This is a genomic window from Pleomorphomonas oryzae DSM 16300 (assembly GCF_000422965.1).
GTDB lineage: Bacteria > Pseudomonadota > Alphaproteobacteria > Rhizobiales > Pleomorphomonadaceae > Pleomorphomonas > Pleomorphomonas oryzae.
Genome location: NZ_AUHB01000009.1, coordinates 93,935 through 114,206, shown reverse-complemented (window position 1 = coordinate 114,206; position 20,272 = coordinate 93,935). Strand labels below are relative to the sequence as shown.

Annotated in this window: 19 protein-coding genes; 16 read left to right on the top strand and 3 right to left on the bottom strand. The window is 61.5% G+C overall.

Annotated elements, in window-relative coordinates; all coding sequences use genetic code 11:
• The first annotated feature begins 173 nt into the window (after positions 1-173).
• Positions 174-3,878, top strand: a complete 3,705-nt coding sequence (locus G522_RS0115610) for a vitamin B12-dependent ribonucleotide reductase (RefSeq protein WP_026791848.1) — start codon at positions 174-176, stop codon at positions 3,876-3,878.
• 74 nt (positions 3,879-3,952) lie between these two features.
• Here G522_RS0115610 and G522_RS0115605 read toward each other — a convergent pair whose 3' ends face one another.
• From G522_RS0115605 to G522_RS0115595, 3 genes are all read right to left on the bottom strand, one after another.
• Positions 3,953-4,264 (bottom strand): cupredoxin domain-containing protein, encoded by a 312-nt coding sequence (locus tag G522_RS0115605; protein WP_156886951.1) that lies wholly within the window; start codon positions 4,262-4,264, stop codon positions 3,953-3,955.
• A 5-nt stretch (positions 4,265-4,269) separates the two neighbouring features.
• Complete coding sequence (locus tag G522_RS0115600) at positions 4,270-4,794, bottom strand: DUF4142 domain-containing protein (protein ID WP_026791846.1); 525 nt, start codon at positions 4,792-4,794, stop codon at positions 4,270-4,272.
• Positions 4,795-4,905: 111 nt separating this feature from the next.
• Positions 4,906-5,547: an RNA polymerase sigma factor gene (locus G522_RS0115595; protein WP_051228701.1), complete on the bottom strand. Its 642-nt coding sequence runs from the start codon at positions 5,545-5,547 to the stop codon at positions 4,906-4,908.
• Positions 5,548-6,024: 477 nt separating this feature from the next.
• On the opposite strand from G522_RS0115595, the gene G522_RS30065 reads away from it, so the two are divergent.
• From G522_RS30065 to ku, 15 genes are all read left to right on the top strand, one after another.
• The gene (locus tag G522_RS30065; RefSeq protein ID WP_156886950.1) at positions 6,025-6,189 is read left to right on the top strand and encodes a hypothetical protein; all 165 of its coding nucleotides are present in this window, start codon (positions 6,025-6,027) and stop codon (positions 6,187-6,189) included.
• A 139-nt stretch (positions 6,190-6,328) separates the two neighbouring features.
• The gene (locus tag G522_RS0115585) at positions 6,329-6,526 is read left to right on the top strand and encodes a hypothetical protein (RefSeq protein ID WP_156886949.1); all 198 of its coding nucleotides are present in this window, start codon (positions 6,329-6,331) and stop codon (positions 6,524-6,526) included.
• 506 nt (positions 6,527-7,032) lie between these two features.
• Positions 7,033-7,401, top strand: coding sequence for a winged helix-turn-helix domain-containing protein (locus G522_RS0115575; RefSeq protein WP_026791843.1), 369 nt, complete (start codon positions 7,033-7,035; stop codon positions 7,399-7,401).
• 330 nt (positions 7,402-7,731) lie between these two features.
• Positions 7,732-9,465, top strand: a complete 1,734-nt coding sequence (locus tag G522_RS0115570; RefSeq protein WP_026791842.1) for an aldehyde ferredoxin oxidoreductase C-terminal domain-containing protein — start codon at positions 7,732-7,734, stop codon at positions 9,463-9,465.
• Between the two features lie 12 nt (positions 9,466-9,477).
• Positions 9,478-9,702, top strand: coding sequence for a MoaD/ThiS family protein (locus tag G522_RS0115565; RefSeq protein WP_026791841.1), 225 nt, complete (start codon positions 9,478-9,480; stop codon positions 9,700-9,702).
• A gap of 96 nt (positions 9,703-9,798) precedes the next feature.
• Positions 9,799-10,614 carry a HesA/MoeB/ThiF family protein gene (locus G522_RS0115560; RefSeq protein ID WP_051228685.1) on the top strand — a complete coding sequence of 272 codons (816 nt, stop codon included), beginning with the start codon at positions 9,799-9,801 and terminating at the stop codon, positions 10,612-10,614.
• An 11-nt stretch (positions 10,615-10,625) separates the two neighbouring features.
• Entirely contained in the window at positions 10,626-10,982 is a 357-nt protein-coding gene (locus G522_RS27120; protein ID WP_210162933.1) for a ubiquitin family protein, read from the top strand.
• Positions 10,979-12,499: a heterodisulfide reductase-related iron-sulfur binding cluster gene (locus G522_RS0115550; protein WP_026791839.1), complete on the top strand. Its 1,521-nt coding sequence runs from the start codon at positions 10,979-10,981 to the stop codon at positions 12,497-12,499. The genes G522_RS27120 and G522_RS0115550 overlap by 4 nt, the downstream gene beginning before the upstream one ends.
• 18 nt (positions 12,500-12,517) lie before the next feature.
• Entirely contained in the window at positions 12,518-13,771 is a 1,254-nt protein-coding gene (locus G522_RS0115545; protein ID WP_026791838.1) for a molybdopterin molybdotransferase MoeA, read from the top strand.
• Positions 13,686-15,524, top strand: a complete 1,839-nt coding sequence (locus tag G522_RS29050; RefSeq protein ID WP_156886948.1) for a helix-turn-helix domain-containing protein — start codon at positions 13,686-13,688, stop codon at positions 15,522-15,524. Before G522_RS0115545 ends, G522_RS29050 begins: the two co-directional genes overlap by 86 nt.
• A gap of 450 nt (positions 15,525-15,974) precedes the next feature.
• A complete protein-coding gene (locus G522_RS0115535; RefSeq protein WP_425414070.1) occupies positions 15,975-16,685 on the top strand; it encodes an ABC transporter permease in 711 nt (236 codons plus the stop codon).
• Positions 16,685-17,413, top strand: a complete 729-nt coding sequence (locus G522_RS0115530) for an energy-coupling factor ABC transporter ATP-binding protein (RefSeq protein ID WP_026791836.1) — start codon at positions 16,685-16,687, stop codon at positions 17,411-17,413. The genes G522_RS0115535 and G522_RS0115530 overlap by 1 nt, the downstream gene beginning before the upstream one ends.
• 35 nt (positions 17,414-17,448) lie before the next feature.
• The gene (locus tag G522_RS0115525) at positions 17,449-18,285 is read left to right on the top strand and encodes an ABC transporter substrate-binding protein (RefSeq protein WP_026791835.1); all 837 of its coding nucleotides are present in this window, start codon (positions 17,449-17,451) and stop codon (positions 18,283-18,285) included.
• A gap of 77 nt (positions 18,286-18,362) precedes the next feature.
• On the top strand, positions 18,363-19,361 hold the full coding sequence (moaA, locus tag G522_RS0115520) for a GTP 3',8-cyclase MoaA (protein ID WP_026791834.1): 999 nt from the start codon (positions 18,363-18,365) through the stop codon (positions 19,359-19,361).
• A gap of 81 nt (positions 19,362-19,442) precedes the next feature.
• Positions 19,443-20,270 carry a non-homologous end joining protein Ku gene (gene ku, locus G522_RS27110; protein WP_036839587.1) on the top strand — a complete coding sequence of 276 codons (828 nt, stop codon included), beginning with the start codon at positions 19,443-19,445 and terminating at the stop codon, positions 20,268-20,270.
• The last annotated feature ends 2 nt before the right edge of the window (positions 20,271-20,272 follow it).

The following is a 20,272-nucleotide window of genomic DNA, read 5'->3' as shown; positions in this document are numbered from 1 at the left end:
CTACATGTAGGGGCCAGTTGAAGGATGTGGACACTAGATGAAGTGCGGGGCCGGCAAATGGCCGATTCCCGCCCCATTCGGCAAATGGCGTCCGCGGACTTAAAATGAGCCAGATAGATCAAGGGAAGCGCGCCCTGGCGGTGGGTTTCCGGCAAATTTCAAGGGGCTAACCAATGTTGTTCGAGCGGCGCTTTACCAAGGAAGGGCACTCGCCATACGACGGGATCGAATTCCGCGTGGCGGTCAGCGAGATCCGCAATCCCGACGGGTCCGTCGTCTTCCGCGCTGCCGATATCCACGTGCCCGCCGCCTGGAGCCAGGTGGCGAGCGATATCCTCGCCCAGAAGTATTTCCGCAAGGCCGGCGTGCCGGCGGTGCTGAAGCGTGTCGAGGAGAATGCCGTGCCGTCCTGGCTGTGGCGCTCCGTGCCCGATGAAGAGGCTCTTGCCAAACTGCCGGAGGCCGAACGCATTGTTGGCGAGACCGACGCGCGGCAGGTATTCGACCGCTTGGCCGGCACCTGGACCTACTGGGGCTGGAAGGCTGGCCACTTCTCGTCGGAAGAGGCGGCCCACGCCTTCCACGACGAGCTTCGCTACATGTTGGCCACCCAGCGCGTCGCCCCCAACTCGCCGCAGTGGTTCAACACCGGCCTTCACTGGGCCTATGGCATCGATGGTCCGAGCCAGGGCCACTATTACGTCGACTTCAAGACCGGCAAGCTCGTCCGCTCGGCCACCGCCTATGAGCATCCGCAGCCGCATGCCTGCTTCATCCAGTCGGTCGAAGACGATCTCGTCAACGAAAGCGGCATCATGGACCTGTGGGTCCGCGAGGCGCGCCTGTTCAAGTACGGCTCCGGCACCGGCTCCAACTTCTCCAAGCTGCGTGGTGAAGGCGAGAAGCTGGCGGGTGGCGGCAAATCGTCCGGCCTGATGAGCTTCCTGAAGATCGGCGACCGCGCCGCCGGCGCCATCAAGTCGGGTGGCACGACGCGCCGCGCCGCCAAGATGGTGGTGGTCGACATCGACCATCCCGATATCGAGCAGTACATCAACTGGAAGGTCAAGGAAGAGCAGAAGGTCGCGGCGCTGGTCACCGGCTCCAAGATCTGCTCCAAGCACCTCACGGCCATCATGGCGGCGATCACGGCCGAGGAAGCAACCGGCGACGATCGTTTCGACCCGCTGAAGAACCACGCCCTGAAGCGTGAGCTGCGCGCCGCCAAGCGGGCATTGGTGCCGGAGAACTACATCCGCCGCGTCATCCAGTTCGCCAAGCAGGGCTATACCTCGATGGAGTTCCCCGTCTACGACACAGACTGGGATTCCGAGGCTTATCTCACCGTTGCCGGCCAGAACTCCAACAACTCGGTGCGCGTCACCGACGCCTTCCTCCGCGCGGTCGAGACCGGGGGCAAATGGAACCTGACCGCCCGCAAGGACGGCCGCGTGGTCAAGACGCTTGAAGCGTCGGATCTCTGGGAAAAGGTCGGCTATGCTGCCTGGGCGTCGGCCGATCCGGGCATCCAGTATCACACCACCATCAACGACTGGCACACCTCGCCGCAGTCGGGTGAGATCCGCGCGTCCAATCCGTGCTCGGAATACATGTTCCTGGACGACACGGCCTGCAACCTCGCCTCCGTCAACCTGTTGCCCTTCCTCAACGCCGACAAGAGCTTCGACGTCGAAGGCTTCAAGCACGTCTGCCGCCTGTGGACGGTGGTGCTCGAGACCTCGGTGACCATGGCGCAGTTCCCCTCGCGCCAGATCGCCCAGCTGTCCTATGAGTTCCGCACGCTCGGCCTTGGCTATGCCAACATTGGCGGCCTCCTGATGTCGTCGGGCATTCCCTATGACAGCGCTGAGGGTCGCGCCATCTGCGGCGCTATCACAGCGGTGATGACCGGTGTTGCCTACGCCACCTCGGCCGAGATGGCCAAGGAGCTTGGGCCATTCCCCGGCTACAAGAAGAATGCCCAGGACATGCTGCGCGTCATCCGTAACCATCGCCTCGCCGCCCACGGCAAGGCGACCGGCTACGAGAAGCTCAACACGCTGCCGGTGCCGCTTGACCACGGTTCCATCAAGGACCAGCCGCTGCTCGACGCCGCCGTCGCCTCCTGGGATGCCGCGCTCGCCCTCGGCGAGAAGCACGGCTACCGCAATGCCCAGGTTTCGGTGATCGCGCCGACCGGCACCATCGGTCTCGTCATGGATTGCGATACCACCGGTATCGAGCCCGACTTCGCGCTGGTGAAGTTCAAGAAACTGGCCGGCGGCGGCTACTTCAAGATCATCAACCGCGCCGTGCCGGATGCGCTACGCACGCTGGGCTACACGGAAAGCCAGATCGCCGAGATCGAGGCTTACGCCGTCGGCCATGCCTCCATCGATCAGGCGCCGGCCGTCAACCCTGGCTCGCTCCGAGCCAAGGGCATGTCGGATGCCGCGATCGACAAGGTCAAGGGCAGCCTCAAGAGCGCCTTCGATATCAAGTTCGTGTTCAATCGCTGGACGCTCGGCGACGACGAGATGAAGAAGCTCGGCGTCAGTGATGCCCAGATGAACGATCCGTCCTTCGAGCTGCTTGCCCACATGGGCTTCTCCAAGGCCGATATCGAGGTCGCCAACACCCATGTCTGCGGCGCCATGACGCTGGAAGGCGCGCCGCATCTCAAGGCCGAGCACCTGCCGGTGTTCGATTGTGCCAACCCTTGCGGCCGCATCGGCAAGCGCTTCCTGTCGGTCGAGAGCCACATCCGCATGATGGCGGCTGCCCAGCCGTTCATCTCGGGTGCCATCTCCAAGACCATCAACATGCCCAACGACGCCACCGTCGAGGATTGCAAGGAAGCCTACATGCTGTCCTGGCGTCTGGCGCTCAAGGCCAACGCGCTCTATCGCGACGGCTCCAAGCTCAGCCAGCCGCTGAACTCGCAGTTGCTCGCCGATGAGGACGACGAGGCCGAGGATGCCGCCGAGATGCTGGCCGCTCTGCCGGCTGCGGCGCGCGCCGCGCTGATCTCCGAGAAGATCGTCGAGCGCATCGTCGAGAAGCACGTGCGCGACCGCGAGCAGGAGAAGCTGCCGACTCGCCGCAAGGGCTATACCCAGAAGGCCAAGATCGGCGGTCACACGCTGTTCCTGCGCACCGGCGAATATGATGACGGCCGCCTCGGCGAGATCTTCATCGACATGAACAAGGAAGGTTCGGCGCTCCGGGCTCTCCTCAACAACTTCGCCATCTCGGTGTCGCTCGGCCTGCAGTGGGGCGTGCCGCTGGAGGAGTATGTCGACGCCTTCACCTTCACCCGCTTCGAACCGGCGGGCATGGTGCAGGGCAACGAGATGATCAAGAACGCCACGTCGATCCTCGACTACGTGTTCCGCGAACTCGCCGTCTCCTACCTCGGCCGCTACGAGCTGGCGCACGTGGTGCCGGACGATCTGAAGCCGACAGGCGGCGAGGGCAGGGACACCAGCGGCCGCGGTGGCGAAATGGCTGTCTCCAAGGGTCTCGTGCGCGGCAAGCAGCTGAAGCTGGTTTCCGCCACGCCCGATCCGAAGGGCGCGGCCAGTGCCGGCGCCACCGGCTCCAACGTCTCCGCCTTTGCGACGGCGCGGGCTGGTGCGGCGGTAACCGGCGTTGGCGGCTCAGCCGCCACCGCCTTCCGCCGCGACGCCGAGGAGACGCCGGCACCGTCGTCGGTTGGCTCGACGCAGGCCCAGCCCGATTATGCGACCCGCGTTGCCCACGCCCGCATGAAGGGCTACGAGGGCGAGTCCTGCTCGGAATGCGGCAACTTCACCATGGTGCGTAACGGCACCTGCCTGAAGTGCGACACCTGTGGCTCGACGAGCGGCTGCAGCTGAGACAGGTTGAGTTAGCCTTGTGAAGACAAAAGCCCCGGATGCCATTGGTGTCCGGGGCTTCGTTATTTGGCCGGCTACGGTGCCACCGCGATATGGCCTGTCATGTTCGGATGGAAGCGGCAGAAATAGTCGACTGTTCCCGCCGCTTTCAATGTCAGGCTCGCCGACTTCTTGGGTGGGATCATGACTTCCCAGCCGTTCTTCACCGTGGCCGTGTGGGCGAATGCGTCCTTGTTGACCCACTTGATTGTATCGCCGACCTTCGCCTCGACGCTCGCCGGCGAAAAAACGAGTTTGTCTATGGTGACCTGAATGGTCTCGGCCTTCACCGGCGTCGCCATGACGACGAGCGCCAGTGAGAGTCCCAGATGCGGACTGAGTACCATCGCTCTCATTTCAGCATGCTCGCGACATGCTCAGCGTGCTGTTCATGGCCTTCGAAGATCTTCAGACCGGTTTCCAGCAGCCCTTTCAATTCGGTATTGCTGGCCGAGGGGATGAGCAGCGTTTCGAGCGCCCCGTTGACCTGCTTGTGATAGGCCACCTCGTTGTCGACATAAGCCTTGTCGAAGGCTGCGCCCTTGAGCTTGGCCAGTTTTGCCCGCTCCTCCGCGGCAGCCTTGGTCAGTGCCTGGCTGGTCGCGTTGTCTTCCGGGGTGACCTTCAGTTTCTTGACGAGATCGAGAGCCTGCACGTTCACCGCCTCGTGGTCGCGCACCATGTCGTGGGCGAAGGCAAGCACGTCCTTGTTCTTCGACTTCTTGAGCGCCTGCTTGGCCGCCTCGATGTCGAGCGTACCGGCCGTGTAGGCAATATGGGCGATCTGCGGGTCGGTAGGCTTGTCGGCCGCTTGCGCGAAGGGCATGGCGCCAACCAGAATGAGAGCGGCCAGGGCGGATTTGCATTGAATAAACATGATCCCTCCTTCGTCGATGCGTAAATCGCATCGGCTTGTCTTCTCTTGACAGTCATTGGATGCAGGACAGCGAAAGACGTTCCCGCCAAAATCAGCAAATTCGATGGGTGGTCAGCTATCGAGGCCGAGCCGTTTCATCACGGCGGTGGTCAGCCGCTCGCAGCGCCGGCCGGCAAAGGGAAAAGCATCGAGCAGCACCGGGCCGATCTGATCGTCCAGTGCCTTGCGGAGCAGGGTGCGAGCACGATGCAAACGCGTCTTCACGGTCTCGGGTCGAACGCCGAGGAGTTCCGCGGTCTCTTCATTGCTCAGGCCCTCGATCACCCGCGCCACGAACACCATCCGATAGACATCGGGAAGGCTGTCGGTCGCCCGTTCCACCAGAGCCAGGATCTGCCGTTGCGCCATGGTCCGCTCCGGATCGTCGCCGGTATTGAGGGGGAACGGGATAATCTCGGCCTGCGGGAGCTCGCGCGTCTCCGCCGTTCGCCGTCTTTTGCGCAACCGACCAAGCGCTTCGTTGATGACGATGCGAGACAGCCAAGTGCCAAGCGATGCGTCGCCGCGAAAGTCGCCGAGATGGGCAAAGGCGCTGACATAGGCCTCCTGGACAATGTCCTCAGCCTCGCTGTCGTTGCGCACCACGCCCCGAGCAAGCCGATAGAGTCGCTGGTTATGCGTCTTGATAATGATTCGAATGGCCCCGCCGTCGCGCGCCAAAGCCCGTTGTGCCAAGTCCAGGTCAGCGGACATCCTGACGACGTCGGTTGCATCTTGTCGAACGTCTGGCAAAGGGCGTCTCCTCGCACTCCGATGACGACTATGACTACAAGGTGAGCCGGAGAACCATCTGGTCCTTCAGCTTCACCCTCGAACCATTGGATGTACATGCGGACGAATGGTTCCCAACTAACTTGGCTTCACGGGTCCGAAAATTTGGCGCTACGCAAAAGCCAAGCTAAATCTCGTTCGGTTGCGGCGGCCAGGGCTGGTGCCTGCGCGTCGGCAGAAGCATGTATCTGGCGACTTAGTATTGAGATTTTGTCTCAACAATAACGATCAGGTCTGCGTCAATTCACGCGAAGAAACGGAGTGTAGGTTCGATTGGAGGTACCGTCTTATAAGTACTTATACTTCTTTTGCTAATTCTCGCCAAAATCGTGGAACCTTGGGTCTTGGGCCTCGTTTGTAGTTTGGTGCGGCGTCGGCCGCATGGAAAGCGGGGCTTCCATGTATCATCGCGTCAAATGGCTCGTGTACGCTTTGCTGGCCGAACTGCAGGCCAACGACACTTCCAAACAATTCGCCGATCCGTTGGGCGATGAGGAGCCCGGCTTTCCCACCCCAGGAACCGGTCTCCAGATTTTCCAAATCAACCCAAGCTCTCTTCATTGAACCTGCCGAAGTGCTGCTGGCTGTCGCGCCGATCTCGAAGATCGAGCCCCACGATTTGCCAAGGCAGCAGGCCCAAGCCAGGTATCGCCAAATGCATTCATCCATGACTCCCTTATCCCAGAACCCTGCGGTGCAAATCATGGAAGCCATGACCGCCGAGGAACGAACCAGTTTCGGCTTTGCCTATGACGATCTTCTCGAAGTCTGCCGTCACATGGAAATCAAGCAGGGTCTCTGTCGGTCTGTGATCATCAGTGCACTGCTGGCAACGGTCGTGACGCTGTATGGAAACACCGAGGGTTTCTCCGACGTTCTCGATGTCCTGAAGCGTCGCTAGCCCAAGGCTCGATATCTTGAATGAATAGTACCTAATTCCGTTTGCCTCAGCGTTTCATGTGGCGCAAAATTCGAAGCTCGGTAGCTCAAGGAATGTAGTGAGGGAGCGCGTGATGCCTGATCAGAACGAGCTTCACTTGGAGCCAAGGGAATATGCCTCTCCGCCATGCTTCCTGCATGAGCTCGCCCCTGGCTACGGCATTGAGCCTGTCGTTCAGAATCCATGCCTTGAACGTGCATCGATGAAGCAAAGCGGAGCGTCATCGCCTCAGCAAGGCTTGCAAGGAAGCTGCGAGCTAAAGGCTGCGGAGTAGCAAGCGGTGGCGCGAAGCCCAACAGATTGCTGCGAAGCTAAAGTGTCAGTCATCTGACATCGCGATAACGGAAAGTCTGGTCTGATAGGCCAAATGGGCGAGGGCTGAACCGCGAAGTAGGTGGCCTAGCCTTTCCTGGCCAACATGGCCGATAATGCCGACGAATGCTTCGCGCGCCGTGAGTAGGGCTTCCATGATCGAACTTCGCTTTCAGTTGCGGGTGGATGCCGATACGCGCATCGGCCCAGGCAAGATCTCACTCCTGGAGGCGATTGCTCGCGCCGGCTCGATATCGGCTGCGGCACGTGAGCTTGAGATGACCTATCGCCGCGCCTGGGAACTCATCGACCATATGAACAAGGCTTTCGGCCAGCCGCTGGTGGTCGGGCATACCGGCAGCGCCGGCGGCGCGTCGCTGACCGAGCTGGGGGGCGATGTGGTCCGCCGCTATCGCCTCATCGAGCAGTTGGCACGCGAAGCCGCAGCACCGCATCTGACCGTGCTCGACGCTGCCGTCATGGCTGCCGCCCCAGCTACGGGCGCGGATCAGGATCTAGACTAAAGAACATGCGCGCGTTCCGGCTCCCGCGATAATTATGTTCTCAAGAGTATAATTCCTCTCCAACGGCCTGTTATGTTCTGAATGGGCCGATTTCCAAGAAAAATAACTGACTACAGATCGTAATATTCTTTTGATGCCTGTGCGAATTCAATTATGTCGGTGAAAACATAATAGTATAGGTTCGTATTTCATCTGATTTGCTTGGTGCGATGACTTTCGGCAAGGATGGCTCAGGCGAGCGTGAAGGTTCACGCTGCCAACCATCATTTTGGCAAGGCCGAAATCACGAGGCGTTTGGGGCCCTCCGGATCGGCAGTTGGAGGAAGAGCCATGCCTAAAGTCATTCGCGTCAACATGACGGACCTCACGGTTCGTATCGATGAAGCCCCGGCCGCTTGGGCCGGCCTCGGCGGGCGCGCCCTGACGTCGACCATCGTTGCGGCCGAAGTGCCGCCGACCTGTCATCCGCTCGGTCCCAACAACAAGCTGGTGTTCGGCCCCGGTCTCCTGTCCGGCACGGCTGCCGGTAATGCCGGTCGCATGTCCGCCGGCGCCAAGAGTCCTCTGACCGGCACCATCAAGGAAAGCAATGCCGGCGGCACCTGCGGCCGCATGCTTGGCCGCCTCGACATCAAGGCGATCATCATCGAGGGTCAGCCTGCCGCGACCGACACCTGGTACAACATCCGCATCAGCAACGAAGGTGTGGTGGTTGAGCCTGAAACTGAGACGGTTGGGCTGAACAACTTCGCGGTTCTGGAATCGGTTGCCCGCCGTTATGGCGAAGACAAGGGCGTCATCACCATCGGCTCCGCCGGTGAGAACCTGATGCTCATCTCGAATATCTCGACGCGCGACCCCGAGGGCAAGCTGCGCAGCTTCGGCCGCGGTGGCCTTGGCGCCGTGATGGGCTCCAAGCGCGTCAAGTTCATCACCATCGATCAGGAGGGCACCCGCCCGGTTCCGCTGGTCGACTCGGCTGCCTTCAAGGCCGCCAACATGGTGTTCACCAAGGCGCTGAAGGACCATCCGGTGTCCGGCCAGGGCCTGCCGACCTACGGCACCGCCGTGCTGGTCAACATCCTGCACGAGATCGGCGGCCTGCCGACCCGCAACTTCACGTCGGGTCAGTGCGAGCATCATGACAAGATCTCGGGCGAGCACATGTACGACACCATCGTCGCCCGCGGCGGCGAGCCGACCCACGGCTGTTCGCTCGGCTGCGTGATCCAGTGCTCGCAGGTCTATAACGACAAGGACGGCAAGTATCTCACCTCCGGCTTTGAATACGAGACCATCTGGGCCTATGGCGCCGACTGCCTGATCGACAATCTCGACCTGATCGCCGAGTGCGACAACGTCATGGATGATCTTGGCGTCGACAGCATCGAGACGCCGGTAATGTTCGGCGTTGCCATGGAAGCCGGCCTTCTCAAGTTCGGCGATGGCGTGGAAGTGCTGCGCATGCTGCGCGAGGAGATCGGCAAGGCGACGCCGCTCGGCCGCATCCTTGGCGGCGGTACCGGACATGTTGGCAAGACCTATGGCATTGCGCGCGTTCCGGTCGTCAAGAACCAAGCGATCCCGGCCTATGACCCTCGCTCGGTCAAGGGCATCGGCGTCACCTACGCGACCACGACCCAGGGCGCCGATCATACGGCAGGTTATGCCGTTGCCACCAACGTGCTCAACGTCGGCGGCAAGGTCGATCCGCTGTCCAACGAAGGGCAGGTCGAGCTGTCGCGCAATCTGCAGATCGCCACGGCGGCCGTCGACTCCACCGGCCTCTGCTTGTTCATCGCCTTCCCGGCGCTGGACATCGCCGAGTGTCTGCCGGCGGTCGTCGATATGCTGAATGCCCGGTTCGGCGGCAAGCTGACGATGGACGACGTCGTTGGCCTCGGCAAGACCGTGCTCAAGATCGAGCACGAGTTCAACCTCGCGGCCGGCATCGGGCCGGAGCAGGACCGTCTGCCGGAGTTCTTCGAACTCGAAGCCATCGCTCCGCATAACGTCAAGTGGGACATGGAGCAGAAGGAACTGGAAACCTTCTGGAACTTCTAAGTCGAGACGATCATGTGGATCACGGTCAAACTGTTCGCGAACTTTCGCGAAAACCGCTTCAAGGAAGCCCGGCGGCAATACCCGCCGGGAGCCACCATTGCCGATGTGGCGGCGGACCTTGAGATCGATCCTGGCCTGATCGGCATGATCTTCATTCATGGGCGCGCGGCCGAACTCGACCGCGTGCTCAGCGAAGGCGACGTTCTGGCACTCTTTCCCCTCCTCGGAGGGGGCTAGGCTCGTTTCCTCCTAGGGGCGTTTTAGTCGGGAAGCCGCGCCCCCAACGCGTGCTTCTCGTGGAGTAACCGGAACGAACGTGGAGGAGGCCCCGAAATGGGCCTCCTCAGCCGTTTCAGCCAGGGGTCGTCGGGGGAGTTGGCCTTGCTTTCGAACGTGGAACTCCAGCGCTACAGCCGACACATCCTGCTTCGGGACGTGGGCGGGCCTGGCCAGAACAAGCTCAAGGCTGCTCGTGTTCTGTGCGTCGGCGCCGGTGGGCTCGGGTCGCCGGTGATTGAGTATCTCGCCGCCGCCGGGGTCGGTACGCTCGGTCTGGTGGACGACGATACGGTCAGCCTTTCCAATTTGCAGCGACAGGTGGTGCATTCGACGGCTAACGTCGGCAAGCTCAAGGTCGAGAGCGCCCGCGAGCGGGTCGCGGCCATCAACCCACACGTCAACGTGGAGCTCCATCCCCTTCGCCTTAATGCCCAAAATGTCGGTGAGCTCGTCAAGGCCTACGACATTGTCGTCGACGGGACCGACAACTTTCCGACCCGATTTCTGGTGGCAGACACGGCTTACGCCTGCTGCAAGCCGCTGGTAACGGCGGGTGTGCTCGAGTTCTACGGGTCGCTGACCACGCTTCTGCCCTATGAGACGGATGCCGGCGGCCAGCTCAATCCGAGTTGGCGATGCCTGATGCCCAGGGAGCCGGAAACCGCCGCGCTCACCTGCTCAGAGGTCGGCATCCTCGGGAGCGTCGTCGGCGTGCTGGGTACGCTGGCGGCCTGCGAGGTGCTGAAGCTGATCACCGCTGTTGGCCAGCCGCTGATCGGTCGGCTGCTGATGGTCGATATCCGCGACATGGGCTTCGATATCGTCGACTACTACCGAAATCCGGCGTCGCCCACCTTCAGGCAAACCTAGGAGCGAGGCGGATGGGCGGACAGATCGAACTCATCGCCTATATGGGACTGCGAAAACTATTCAGTGACCGCGGTTGGTCGGTCCCCCATTTCCCCGAGATCGAAACCGACATGACGGGCGAGGACCTGTTGCGCTTCCTTTCGATCGACAGCGCCAGCGTGGAGTCGCTGGTCGTCAACCGGTCGGCCATCGCCGTCGAGGACGCCATCATCCATCCCGGCGACCGGGTCGCCCTTATTCCGCCGGGCGTACCGGGACCACATCGCCTGTTGCTCGGCATCCATGGCCAGGCAAAGCCCGCGCAACCGTTCGGTCTGTCTTTTTCAGCAGCCGATGAAGACGACGTCAAAAAGGATAGCGGCCAATGACCCTCGGTAAACCGGAGAGTCTGGCGCGGGCGGTCATGACCACTTGCGTCAACTGCGAGCAGTGCCGCGACCTCATGGAAGATGCGCCGTGCCAGTATTTCCCGCGTCTGTTCAATCTTGCCGACCGGGCGAAGTCCGGTGGCAAGCCCGTGTCCGGGCAGGATCTGGCCGAGCTGATTGACCTTTGCAACGCCTGCGGCCAGTGCCCCTGTCGCCCGGTTCAGAGCGATATCCGCAGAGCCAAGGACGCCTTTGTCGAGCGGGATGGCCTGCCATTGGCGACCCGTCTCGTCGAAAACGTCCAACTGGTCGGGCGGCTCTGCGGCACCTTTCCGGCGCTGGTCGATATCGTGATGAAAAGCCCCCTGCTGGGGCGGTTGGCCCGGCGGCTGGTCGGCGTCCACCCGGACCGGAAAATGCCGTCTTTCCCCCGCGACCGTCTGGCGCGCTGGGTTGCTCGACGCGGCCTCGATCGCCCAAAGCAAGCAGAGGGCCGCAAGGTCGCCTATTTCGTCGGCTGCACCGCACGCTACATGTTTCCCGGCGTCGCCAAGGCGACCATCGAGGTTCTCGAGCGGAACGGCGTCACCGTTTACGTGCCGGAGCAGAAGTGTTGCGGCATGCCTACTTTTCTCGAAGGTGACAAGCCGTTCACGCTCGATCTGGTGGCTGCCAATCTGCCGATCCTGCAGCGCTGTGTGGAAGACGGCTATGATATCGTCACCGCCTGTCCGACCTGTTCGTTCATGTTCAAGTCGGTGCTGGCCCGTGATGCGCAGTTCTCGCCCGCCTATCGTGATCGCATCCGGGCTTTGGCGGCCGAACTGAGCGGCGATACCGGGGCGGTCGTTAAGGCGCTTGCTGACGAGGTCGCTGGTCCGTCGGGGCGCACCAGCAGCGTTGCGTCGGAGTTTCTGGCCCCTTGGGTGATCAACTATAACCTCGGCCTGCATGCCGAGGCAGATCGCGGCGATGTCGGCTATTTCGCGGCTTGGGATGCCCGGCAGCGGATCAAGGTTGCCGCCCACGTCTTCGAGCTCGGCGAATACCTTAGCGCCCTTGATGCCGAGGGCGCGCTGCATTTGCCGGCCATGAGTCCATCGGAGAAATTGTCGTATTTCCCGCCCTGTCATCTCCGCGAGCAGAACATGGGGCGCCCCTGGCTCCATCTCCTGGAAAAGGCGCCGCACTCGGATGTTTCACCGGTCGGGCAGTCGATGGACTGTTGCGGCCTTGGCGGCATCATGGGATTCAAGACCGATTTTCATGCCGCATCGCTGGCCATGGGGCGCGGCTTGATCGATAGGATTGATGCGGCGGCTCCTGACAGGGTCGTCACCGAATGTCTGGCTTGCCGGTTGCAGTTCATGCAAATGCAGGAAAAGCCGGTGTCACATCCGGTCGAGCTGCTCGCGGATGCCTACCGGGCCGAGAGAGCCAGGTTTCCGTTGGGCGAGATGGGCTACGCAGGAGTCTCGTCCGGCGGGCGTTTGGCCCGTGGCGACGGACGTTCTTGAAAGAGCGGAGGCTAGTTTATGGTGCAGTTGAGTTCGGATGCCTTCGCGTTCGGTGACGATCTGATGCCCGTTGAAGAGGCGCTTCAACTGATTGCTGCCAGAATTCCGCCGATCGTCGATACCGAGACGGTCAGTCTGGTGGAGGCCGACGGGCGCTTTCTTGCCTTCGACGTGATCGCTCCGATCGATCTGCCGGTGTTCGACAATTCTGCGGTCGACGGCTACGCCGTGGCCCACGCGGACCTGATTGCGGGCGGACCGACGGTGCTGCCGGTCAGCGTCAGGATCATCGCCGGAGAGGCCGCGTCGGAGCGTGTGGCTCGCGCGACGGCGGCGCGCATTTTTACCGGCGCCCCGATGCCAGAGGGAACCGACACCGTCTTCATGCAGGAAGACGTGGCTGTCCGCGACGACGGCCGCGTCGAACTGCCGTCCGGGCTCCGCAAAGGCGCCAACCGGCGTCCGCGAGGGGAAGATATCGCGCGCGGAGCCGTGGCGGTGCCGGCCGGCCGGCGGCTCGAACCGCGCGACATTGCCTTGCTTGCCGCGCTTGGTGTGACGTCCGTCGCGGTCCGAAGGCGCCCACGGGTGGCCGTGTTCTCGACCGGCAACGAGCTGCGCGATCCGGGACAGGCGCTGGGTGCAGCGGCGATCTATGATTCCAACCGCTTTTCGTTGCAGGTGATGCTGAAACGCGCCGGGTGTGAAGTTTCCGATCTCGGCATCCTTCCCGACAATCGCGATACCACGGCCGAACGCCTCGGCGCCGCCACCCGCGCGCACGACCTGATCGTGACATCGGGCGGCGTCTCGACCGGTGAAGAGGATCATGTGCGGGCAGCCATCGCGGCGAGCGGTTCGATCGTCTTCTGGCGGCTTGGTATCAAGCCGGGGCGGCCGCTGGCCATGGGGGTCATCAACGGGACGCCCCTCATCGGTCTGCCAGGCAATCCGGTGGCGGTTTTCGTCACGTTTGCGCACGTACTGCGGCCCCTGGTGACGGCTCTTTCCGGGGGAAAGCCATCGCCACTTCCCGCCATGACCGTTCTCTCCGGTTTCGACTACAAGAAGAAGGCCGGCCGGCGCGAATACGTGCGGGTGTCGCTCGAACAATTGAACGGACAGACCATCGCTCGGAAGTATCCGGTCGACGGTGCGGGCGTTCTCACCTCCCTGACCAGAACGGATGGAATGGTGGAACTTCCCGAGGATTGCACGGACGTCAGAACCGGCGATCCGATCGCGTTTTACGCCTATAGCCAGCTCAACTGATGACTGTCCTCGTCGGCATAAGGGATGGGGCCTGATGAATTTGTCGCTCAGAAATGATGTTCCGGAATGCCGATCGTCCTTTGCAGGCGCGTCGGACTGCCGGCACAGCCATTCTCCGGTACGGCATCACCATCAGACCGGCGATCATTGCCGCTGGTCGCACCGCGGTCAGATCCAGGCGGTGCGATCGCACTTCCTGTCCACCGGCACCGTGCCGGAAGGCGTGCCATCGCCGCTGGTCCGATCCTGGCAGCGAAGCAGTCATTTCGGCTTTGCGCCGCCGACGCTGAGCAGACAACGCGACCGGCTTGCTGAACCCGGGCTCAGAAGCCTCAAGGAGCGCAATGGCGATCTGATCATCGCAGCCAGGGAGGAAATGGCTTCGCTTGGTCAGGAACTGAGCGGGCAGGGAGGCGTTGTCATCCTGACCGACCCGTCGGGCATCGTGCTGGGGCGCCAGGGCGACGGTTCCTTCTCCATGGAGGCCGATCGGTTAGGGCTGAATGAGGGTTTCGACTGGTCGGAAGAGGCGATCGGGACCAACGCCATTGGCACGGCGGCCTTGGAGAGAACCGCCCTCACGATCGTCGGCGCCGAGCATCTGTTCTGTCTCAACACGTCCATCAGTTGCTCCGCTGTGCCGATCCTCGATCCCTCCGGTGTGCTGGCTGGCGTTCTGGATGTCTCGACGTCTCTCGCGGTTGCTCACGACCATCTTTTGCTGTTGCTCCGGCGGTCGGTGCTCGAAATCGAGCGGCGCTTGTTCGAGCAGCGTTTTCCTCGGCAGATGAAGCTTCGCTTCCATTCGAGTGAGCATCTTTTCGGCGGTATTCGCGACGGGCTACTGGCGTTCGACGACGATCGCCTGGTTGGAGCCAACCGGGCGGCTCTGGAACTCGTCGGCCATGATTGGTCGGCGGTCGGAATGGCCCGGTTCGAAGAGCTTTTCGCGACCGGATACGACACCGTCGATCGGATGGCGGCCCCGGGCAGAAGCAACCTTCGCTCAACCGATGGCCGGGAGTTCTTCGCGCGCCTGCAACTGCCTCCAAAATCGGTTTCCGCCCTCGACCCGGAAGCGCGCATCGACAGCGATGCAAATGAACGGGCTGTGCGTCCCCATCTGGCCCTGGAAAACATGCCGGATCGAGGAACACTGAGATTCCGCAAGATGAAGGCGGGGCAGCTCATTTACGGCGCCAATCTTCAAGACCAGTGCGGTGAGGCCATCCTGGTCTTTGCCTCCGGTCGATACCGTTGTTTCGCCTCGCATGAAGGCCGGGAATTGACCCTTTTCACCCTCGGTTGCGGCGATGCTTTGCCCCTTGGGGCCGATCTTGCCGTCGAAGTCTGCAGTGAAGGCGACGTGGCCATCATCCCAAGGGCGCTGTTTCAAAGGCTGGCGCGACAATACCCCGAGTTTGGTCGCTGCGTGCTGTCGGTCATCGAGGGACTGCTGGGTCGCTCATTATCGATGGTCGGCGACATGGCATTCCGGAGCGTGCGCTACCGGGTTATCCGCTATATTTGCACTTTGGCCGAACGCGACGGCCGGAAAACATCGGCTGGAGTCGTGATCGACACCGCGCCGATCGGCGATGAGCTTGCAATGGCCATCGGAGCAGCCCGCCAATCCGTTTCTACGGTTCTCGCCGAGCTCATCCGTGCCGGCGATATCTTCCGTCCGACCCCTCGCAGCCTCGTCATCTCCGACATCGAAAGCCTCCGAGCAGAATTGCAACGCTCGCATTGATGACCATGGGCTTTGGGCAATACCTGCTGTCCGACGCCTGCTCGGACGTATTTTGTTGTCTGTAAAAACTCGGCTGAAGTGCGGCCCCACGGCGCAGTTTTCGCTCGCAACACGATCGCCCCGACCTTCGCAATAAACCGTACGGGTCCGACCGTGTCGCCTGGACGACAGCCTTTCGCGTGAACCCAATGTAAGTGGGGTTATGCGCGGAGGTTTTACGGCAGGATGAAGAGGATAATCCCGCCAGCAGCTCATCAGGCAACCACGCTTCATTGCGCGTCGAGCGCACGAAGTAGAATTTTACTGAATGTATTAAGAGGGTAGGGATCGCGGGTCTGTTGATCTAAGGTCTATATTCCTAAACTTTAAAGTTTACGTGATGAGATATCAATCAGGACAGTGAGGTAATGACGGAATAAGGCCTCGGATAGACACTACGTGGAAAGCCATATGCTGCAGGATGCGACAATCTTATCTTCTGTTTTGTCTATGATCGGTGGAGGCGGTGGTCGTCTTCTTGAGATTGTCTTGCTATCGTTGGGCGTTACAATTACCGCCGTCTCCTTCGCTGGACTTGTCGGTCTGCCGCTCGGCGCCGGCCTGGCTTTGGCGCGGTTTCCGGGGCGGACGATCGTCATCGTTCTGGTCAATACGCTGATGGGATTTCCCCCCGTCGTCGCGGGACTAGCGATCTTCCTGCTGTTGTCGCGCTCCGGGCCACTTGGCGGATTGGGTCTTCTGTTCACCCCGAAAGCGATGATGATCGCGCAGTTCGTTCTGGTGCTGCCGATCGTCGTGGCACTCACTCGGCAGACGATCGAAGACCTTTGGACCGAATACCAAGACCATCTCACATCGCTTGGTGCCGGACGGCTGGGCTCAATTCCGACACTGTTGTGGGACGCGCGTTTCTCCTTGGTGACGACCATGCTGGCCGGCCTCGGCCGGGCCAGCGCCGAAGTTGGCGCGATCCTGATCGTTGGCGGCAATATCGCCGGCTTCACCCGAACCATGACCACCTCGATCGCGCTTGAGACCTCCAAAGGCGATCTGCCGCTCGCCATGGCGCTCGGTGTCATTCTCATGAGCCTCACGTTGGCGATCAATGGTCTCGCCTATGGCATCTCGCGCGTCGGCGCGCGGTTTTCAGGGAAAAGCTGATGCGCGATACGACCTCTCTGTTACCGCTCGTCGTGCGAGATCTCCGGCTGGAAAAGGACGGGCGCGTTCTGCTCGATGTTCCTGTCGCCCGGATTCAGAACCGCAAACGCAACGTCGTTCTCGGTCCGAACGGGGCCGGCAAGACGCTCTTTCTCAAGCTTTGCCACGGATTGGTCCCGCCCACGGCCGGCAGCATCGAATATACCAGCCCAAGGCCGGCGTCAGAGATCCGGCGCAGGCAGGCCATGGTGTTCCAGAAGCCGGTGATGTTGCGCCGCTCGGTACGCGCCAATTTCACCCATGCGCTGGCGATGGCCGGGGTCGGCTGGTCGGAGCGGCGGCGCATCGCCGCCGAGACGATGGCCCAGTTTGGTCTGGCTTCCCTGGCAGATGTGCCGGCGCGTGTTTTGTCGGGCGGTGAGCAGCAGAGGCTGGCGATCGCCCGCGCTGCCAGCCTCAATCCCGACCTGCTGTTTCTTGACGAGCCAACCTCGTCGCTCGATCCGACGGCCAGCCACCAGATCGAGGACATGCTGGAAATCCTGTACGAGCGCGGCGTCACGCTGGTTCTGACAACCCACGACCTCGGGCTGGCCCGCCGGTTCGCCGACGTGATCTTCTTCTTTCACAACGGTCGGCTCGTTGAAGAGAGCGACACGCAAAGCTTCTTCAACAACCCCAAAACCGTCGAAGCCCAAGCCTTTCTCGAACACCGCCTGTTCTGGTGAGTATCGATCAACCCCGCAAAACCGGAGAAATCTCAATGCTACGCCGCACCTTCGTTCAAGCCGCCGCGTCGGCGCTGGTCGCCATCGGATTGTCATGGTCGGCTCACGCCGAAGATCGGTTCATTACCGTCGCTTCCACGACCTCGACCCAGGATTCGGGTCTCTTCAACGTTCTGCTGCCGGCGTTTACCGCCAAGACCGGTATTACGGTGAAGGTCATCGCCCAGGGCACCGGCCAGGCGCTCGACACGGCTCGTCGCGGTGATGCCGACGTGGTGTTCGTGCATGCCAAGGCGCAGGAACTCAAATTCCTTGCTGATGGCTTCGGCGTGAAGCGCTATCCGGTGATGTATAACGACTTCGTCGTGGTCGGCCCCAAGAGCGACCCGGCCGGCATCAGCGGCAGCAAGGATGTCGCGGCCGCCTTCAAGACCATTGCCGACAAGAAGGCGCCCTTTGTGTCGCGCGGCGACAAGTCGGGTACCAACACCGCCGAACTCAATCTCTGGAAGGTGGCTGGCGTCGATCTGCAAGCCGTCCGGGGCGAATGGTACCGGGAGATCGGTCAGGGCATGGGCGCGACGCTCAACACGGCGAACGCCATGGCCGCTTATACGCTGTCGGATCGTGGCACCTGGATAGCCTTCGCCAACAAGGGCGATCTCGGCGTTGTGGTCGAAGGCGACAAGAAGCTGTTCAACCAATATGGCGTCATGCTGGTCAACCCGGCGAAAATTCCCACCGTCAAGGTCAACGACGGCCAAGCCTTTATCGACTGGCTGGTCTCGCCGGAAGGGCAGGCGGTGATCGCCGGCTATCATATCGGCGACAAGCAGCTGTTCTTCCCGAACGCCAACGATCCCAACGCCTGACGACAGTCTGCAGAGAGCCCAGCGACCGGACGCCGCTTTCGCACAAGCGGCGTCCCAGAGACAGTAGAGAGTGAAACATGCGGTCTGGACTCGTTGACGGCTTCGGCCGAGCGATCACTTACCTCAGGGTATCGGTGACTGACCGCTGTAACTTGCGCTGCGGCTATTGCATGGCGGGCGAGGTATCGTTCTCTCCCCATCGGGATGTCCTGACCATTGAAGAGCTGGAGTTTATAACCTCCGCCTTTGTCGCCTGCGGCGTCCGAAAGGTCAGGATTACCGGCGGTGAGCCCCTGGTGCGCAAGGGGGTCATGCATCTCTTCGAGGGGCTGTCGCGGCATCTTCGAAGCGGCGATCTCGACGAACTCTGCGTGACGACCAATGGCACCCTGCTGTCTAAATACGCCCGCGATCTGGCGGCATGCGGCGTCCGCCGCCTGAACGTTTCGCTCGATACGCTGGACCGCGACAGGTTCGCCGAGATCACCAGCGGTGGCCATCTCGATGCGGTTCTGAAAGGCATCGATGCCGCCCGCGACGCCGGTCTGGCGATCAAGCTCAATACCGTGGCTCAGAAGGGTTATATTGAGGGCGATGCCGACGCGCTTGTTCAGTTCGCCCAGGACCGCCAACTCGATATCACCTTCATCGAGACCATGCCGCTCGGCGAGGTCAAATCCAACTGCGCCGATCATTATCTTCCGCTCGGCGAACTTCGGCGGATCATTGAGCGTCGTTGGACACTGACGGATACCGATGAGGTAACCGGTGGTCCTGCGCGCTACGCCCGCATCGAAGAGACCGGCGGCCGGATCGGCTTTATCACCGCCTTGAGCAATTGCTTCTGCGAGAACTGCAATCGTCTGCGCCTGAGCGCCACCGGCTCGCTCTACACCTGCCTCGGTCACGATGACTCCACCGATCTGCGGTCGATTGTTCGCGAGCAGGGTGGCATGGCCAGACTGGAAGAGGCCATCCGCTGCGCGGTGGCAGCCAAGCCGAAATCCCATGAATTTGGAACCAGTCCGGGGCACGAGCCCGCGCTGAAAAGGCAGATGTCGGTACTGGGGGGATAATCGGAACCGCAAATCCCGCCCATGAGTTCCTATTTCGAAGACGGCGATTGACGCCGGCCCCTCGAAAGCGGAACGAGACCCATGGCACCACGGGCGAACTGGAAAGGCGTTCTGAAGATCGCCGAGGTCATATGCCCTGTCTCGCTTTATACGGCGGCATCCACCTCCGAACGCATCGTCTTTCACACGCTCAACCGAGCGACCGGACATCGCGTCGAGCGCCAGTACATCGACTCCGAAACTGAGAAGCCTGTCGACCGCGAGGACCAGGTCAAGGGTTACGAGCTCAGCGAGGGCAACTACATCGAGCTGACGCCCGATGAAGTCAGCGCCGCCGTTCCCGAAAGCGACAAGACACTTTCCGTCTCTGCCTTCATCGGTTGTCGCGAGATCGACGACGTCTATTTCGACAAGCCTTATTATCTCGCGCCGTCGGATCGCATTGCCGAGGAAGCCTACGTCCTCATCAGAGATGGCCTGCGGGAGCAGAAGGTGGCCGCCATCGCCCGTACTCTGCTGTTTCGCCGCGTTCGCACCTTGCTGATCCGGCCGCACGAGGATGGGTTGATCGCCACGACCCTCAACTTCGATTACGAAGTCCGCGCGGCTGAGGATGCATTTCGCGAGGTGCCCGATCTGAAGATCAAGGGCGAAATGCTCGACCTCGCCGAGCACATCATCGACACCAAGATGGGCAGCTTCGACATCACCCAATTTGACGACCGCTACGAGGCGGCACTGGCCGAAGTGGTGAAGGCGAAGATCGAGGGCAAGAAAGTCCCGCGGCGGAAGGAGCCCAAGGAAGAAAAGGTCATCGACCTCATGGCCGCTCTCCGCGAAAGCGCCGGCATCAAGTCGTCGAAAGAAAAATCAGCAAAGCGGTCCGGATCGCGCAGGAAGGCAGGTTGACG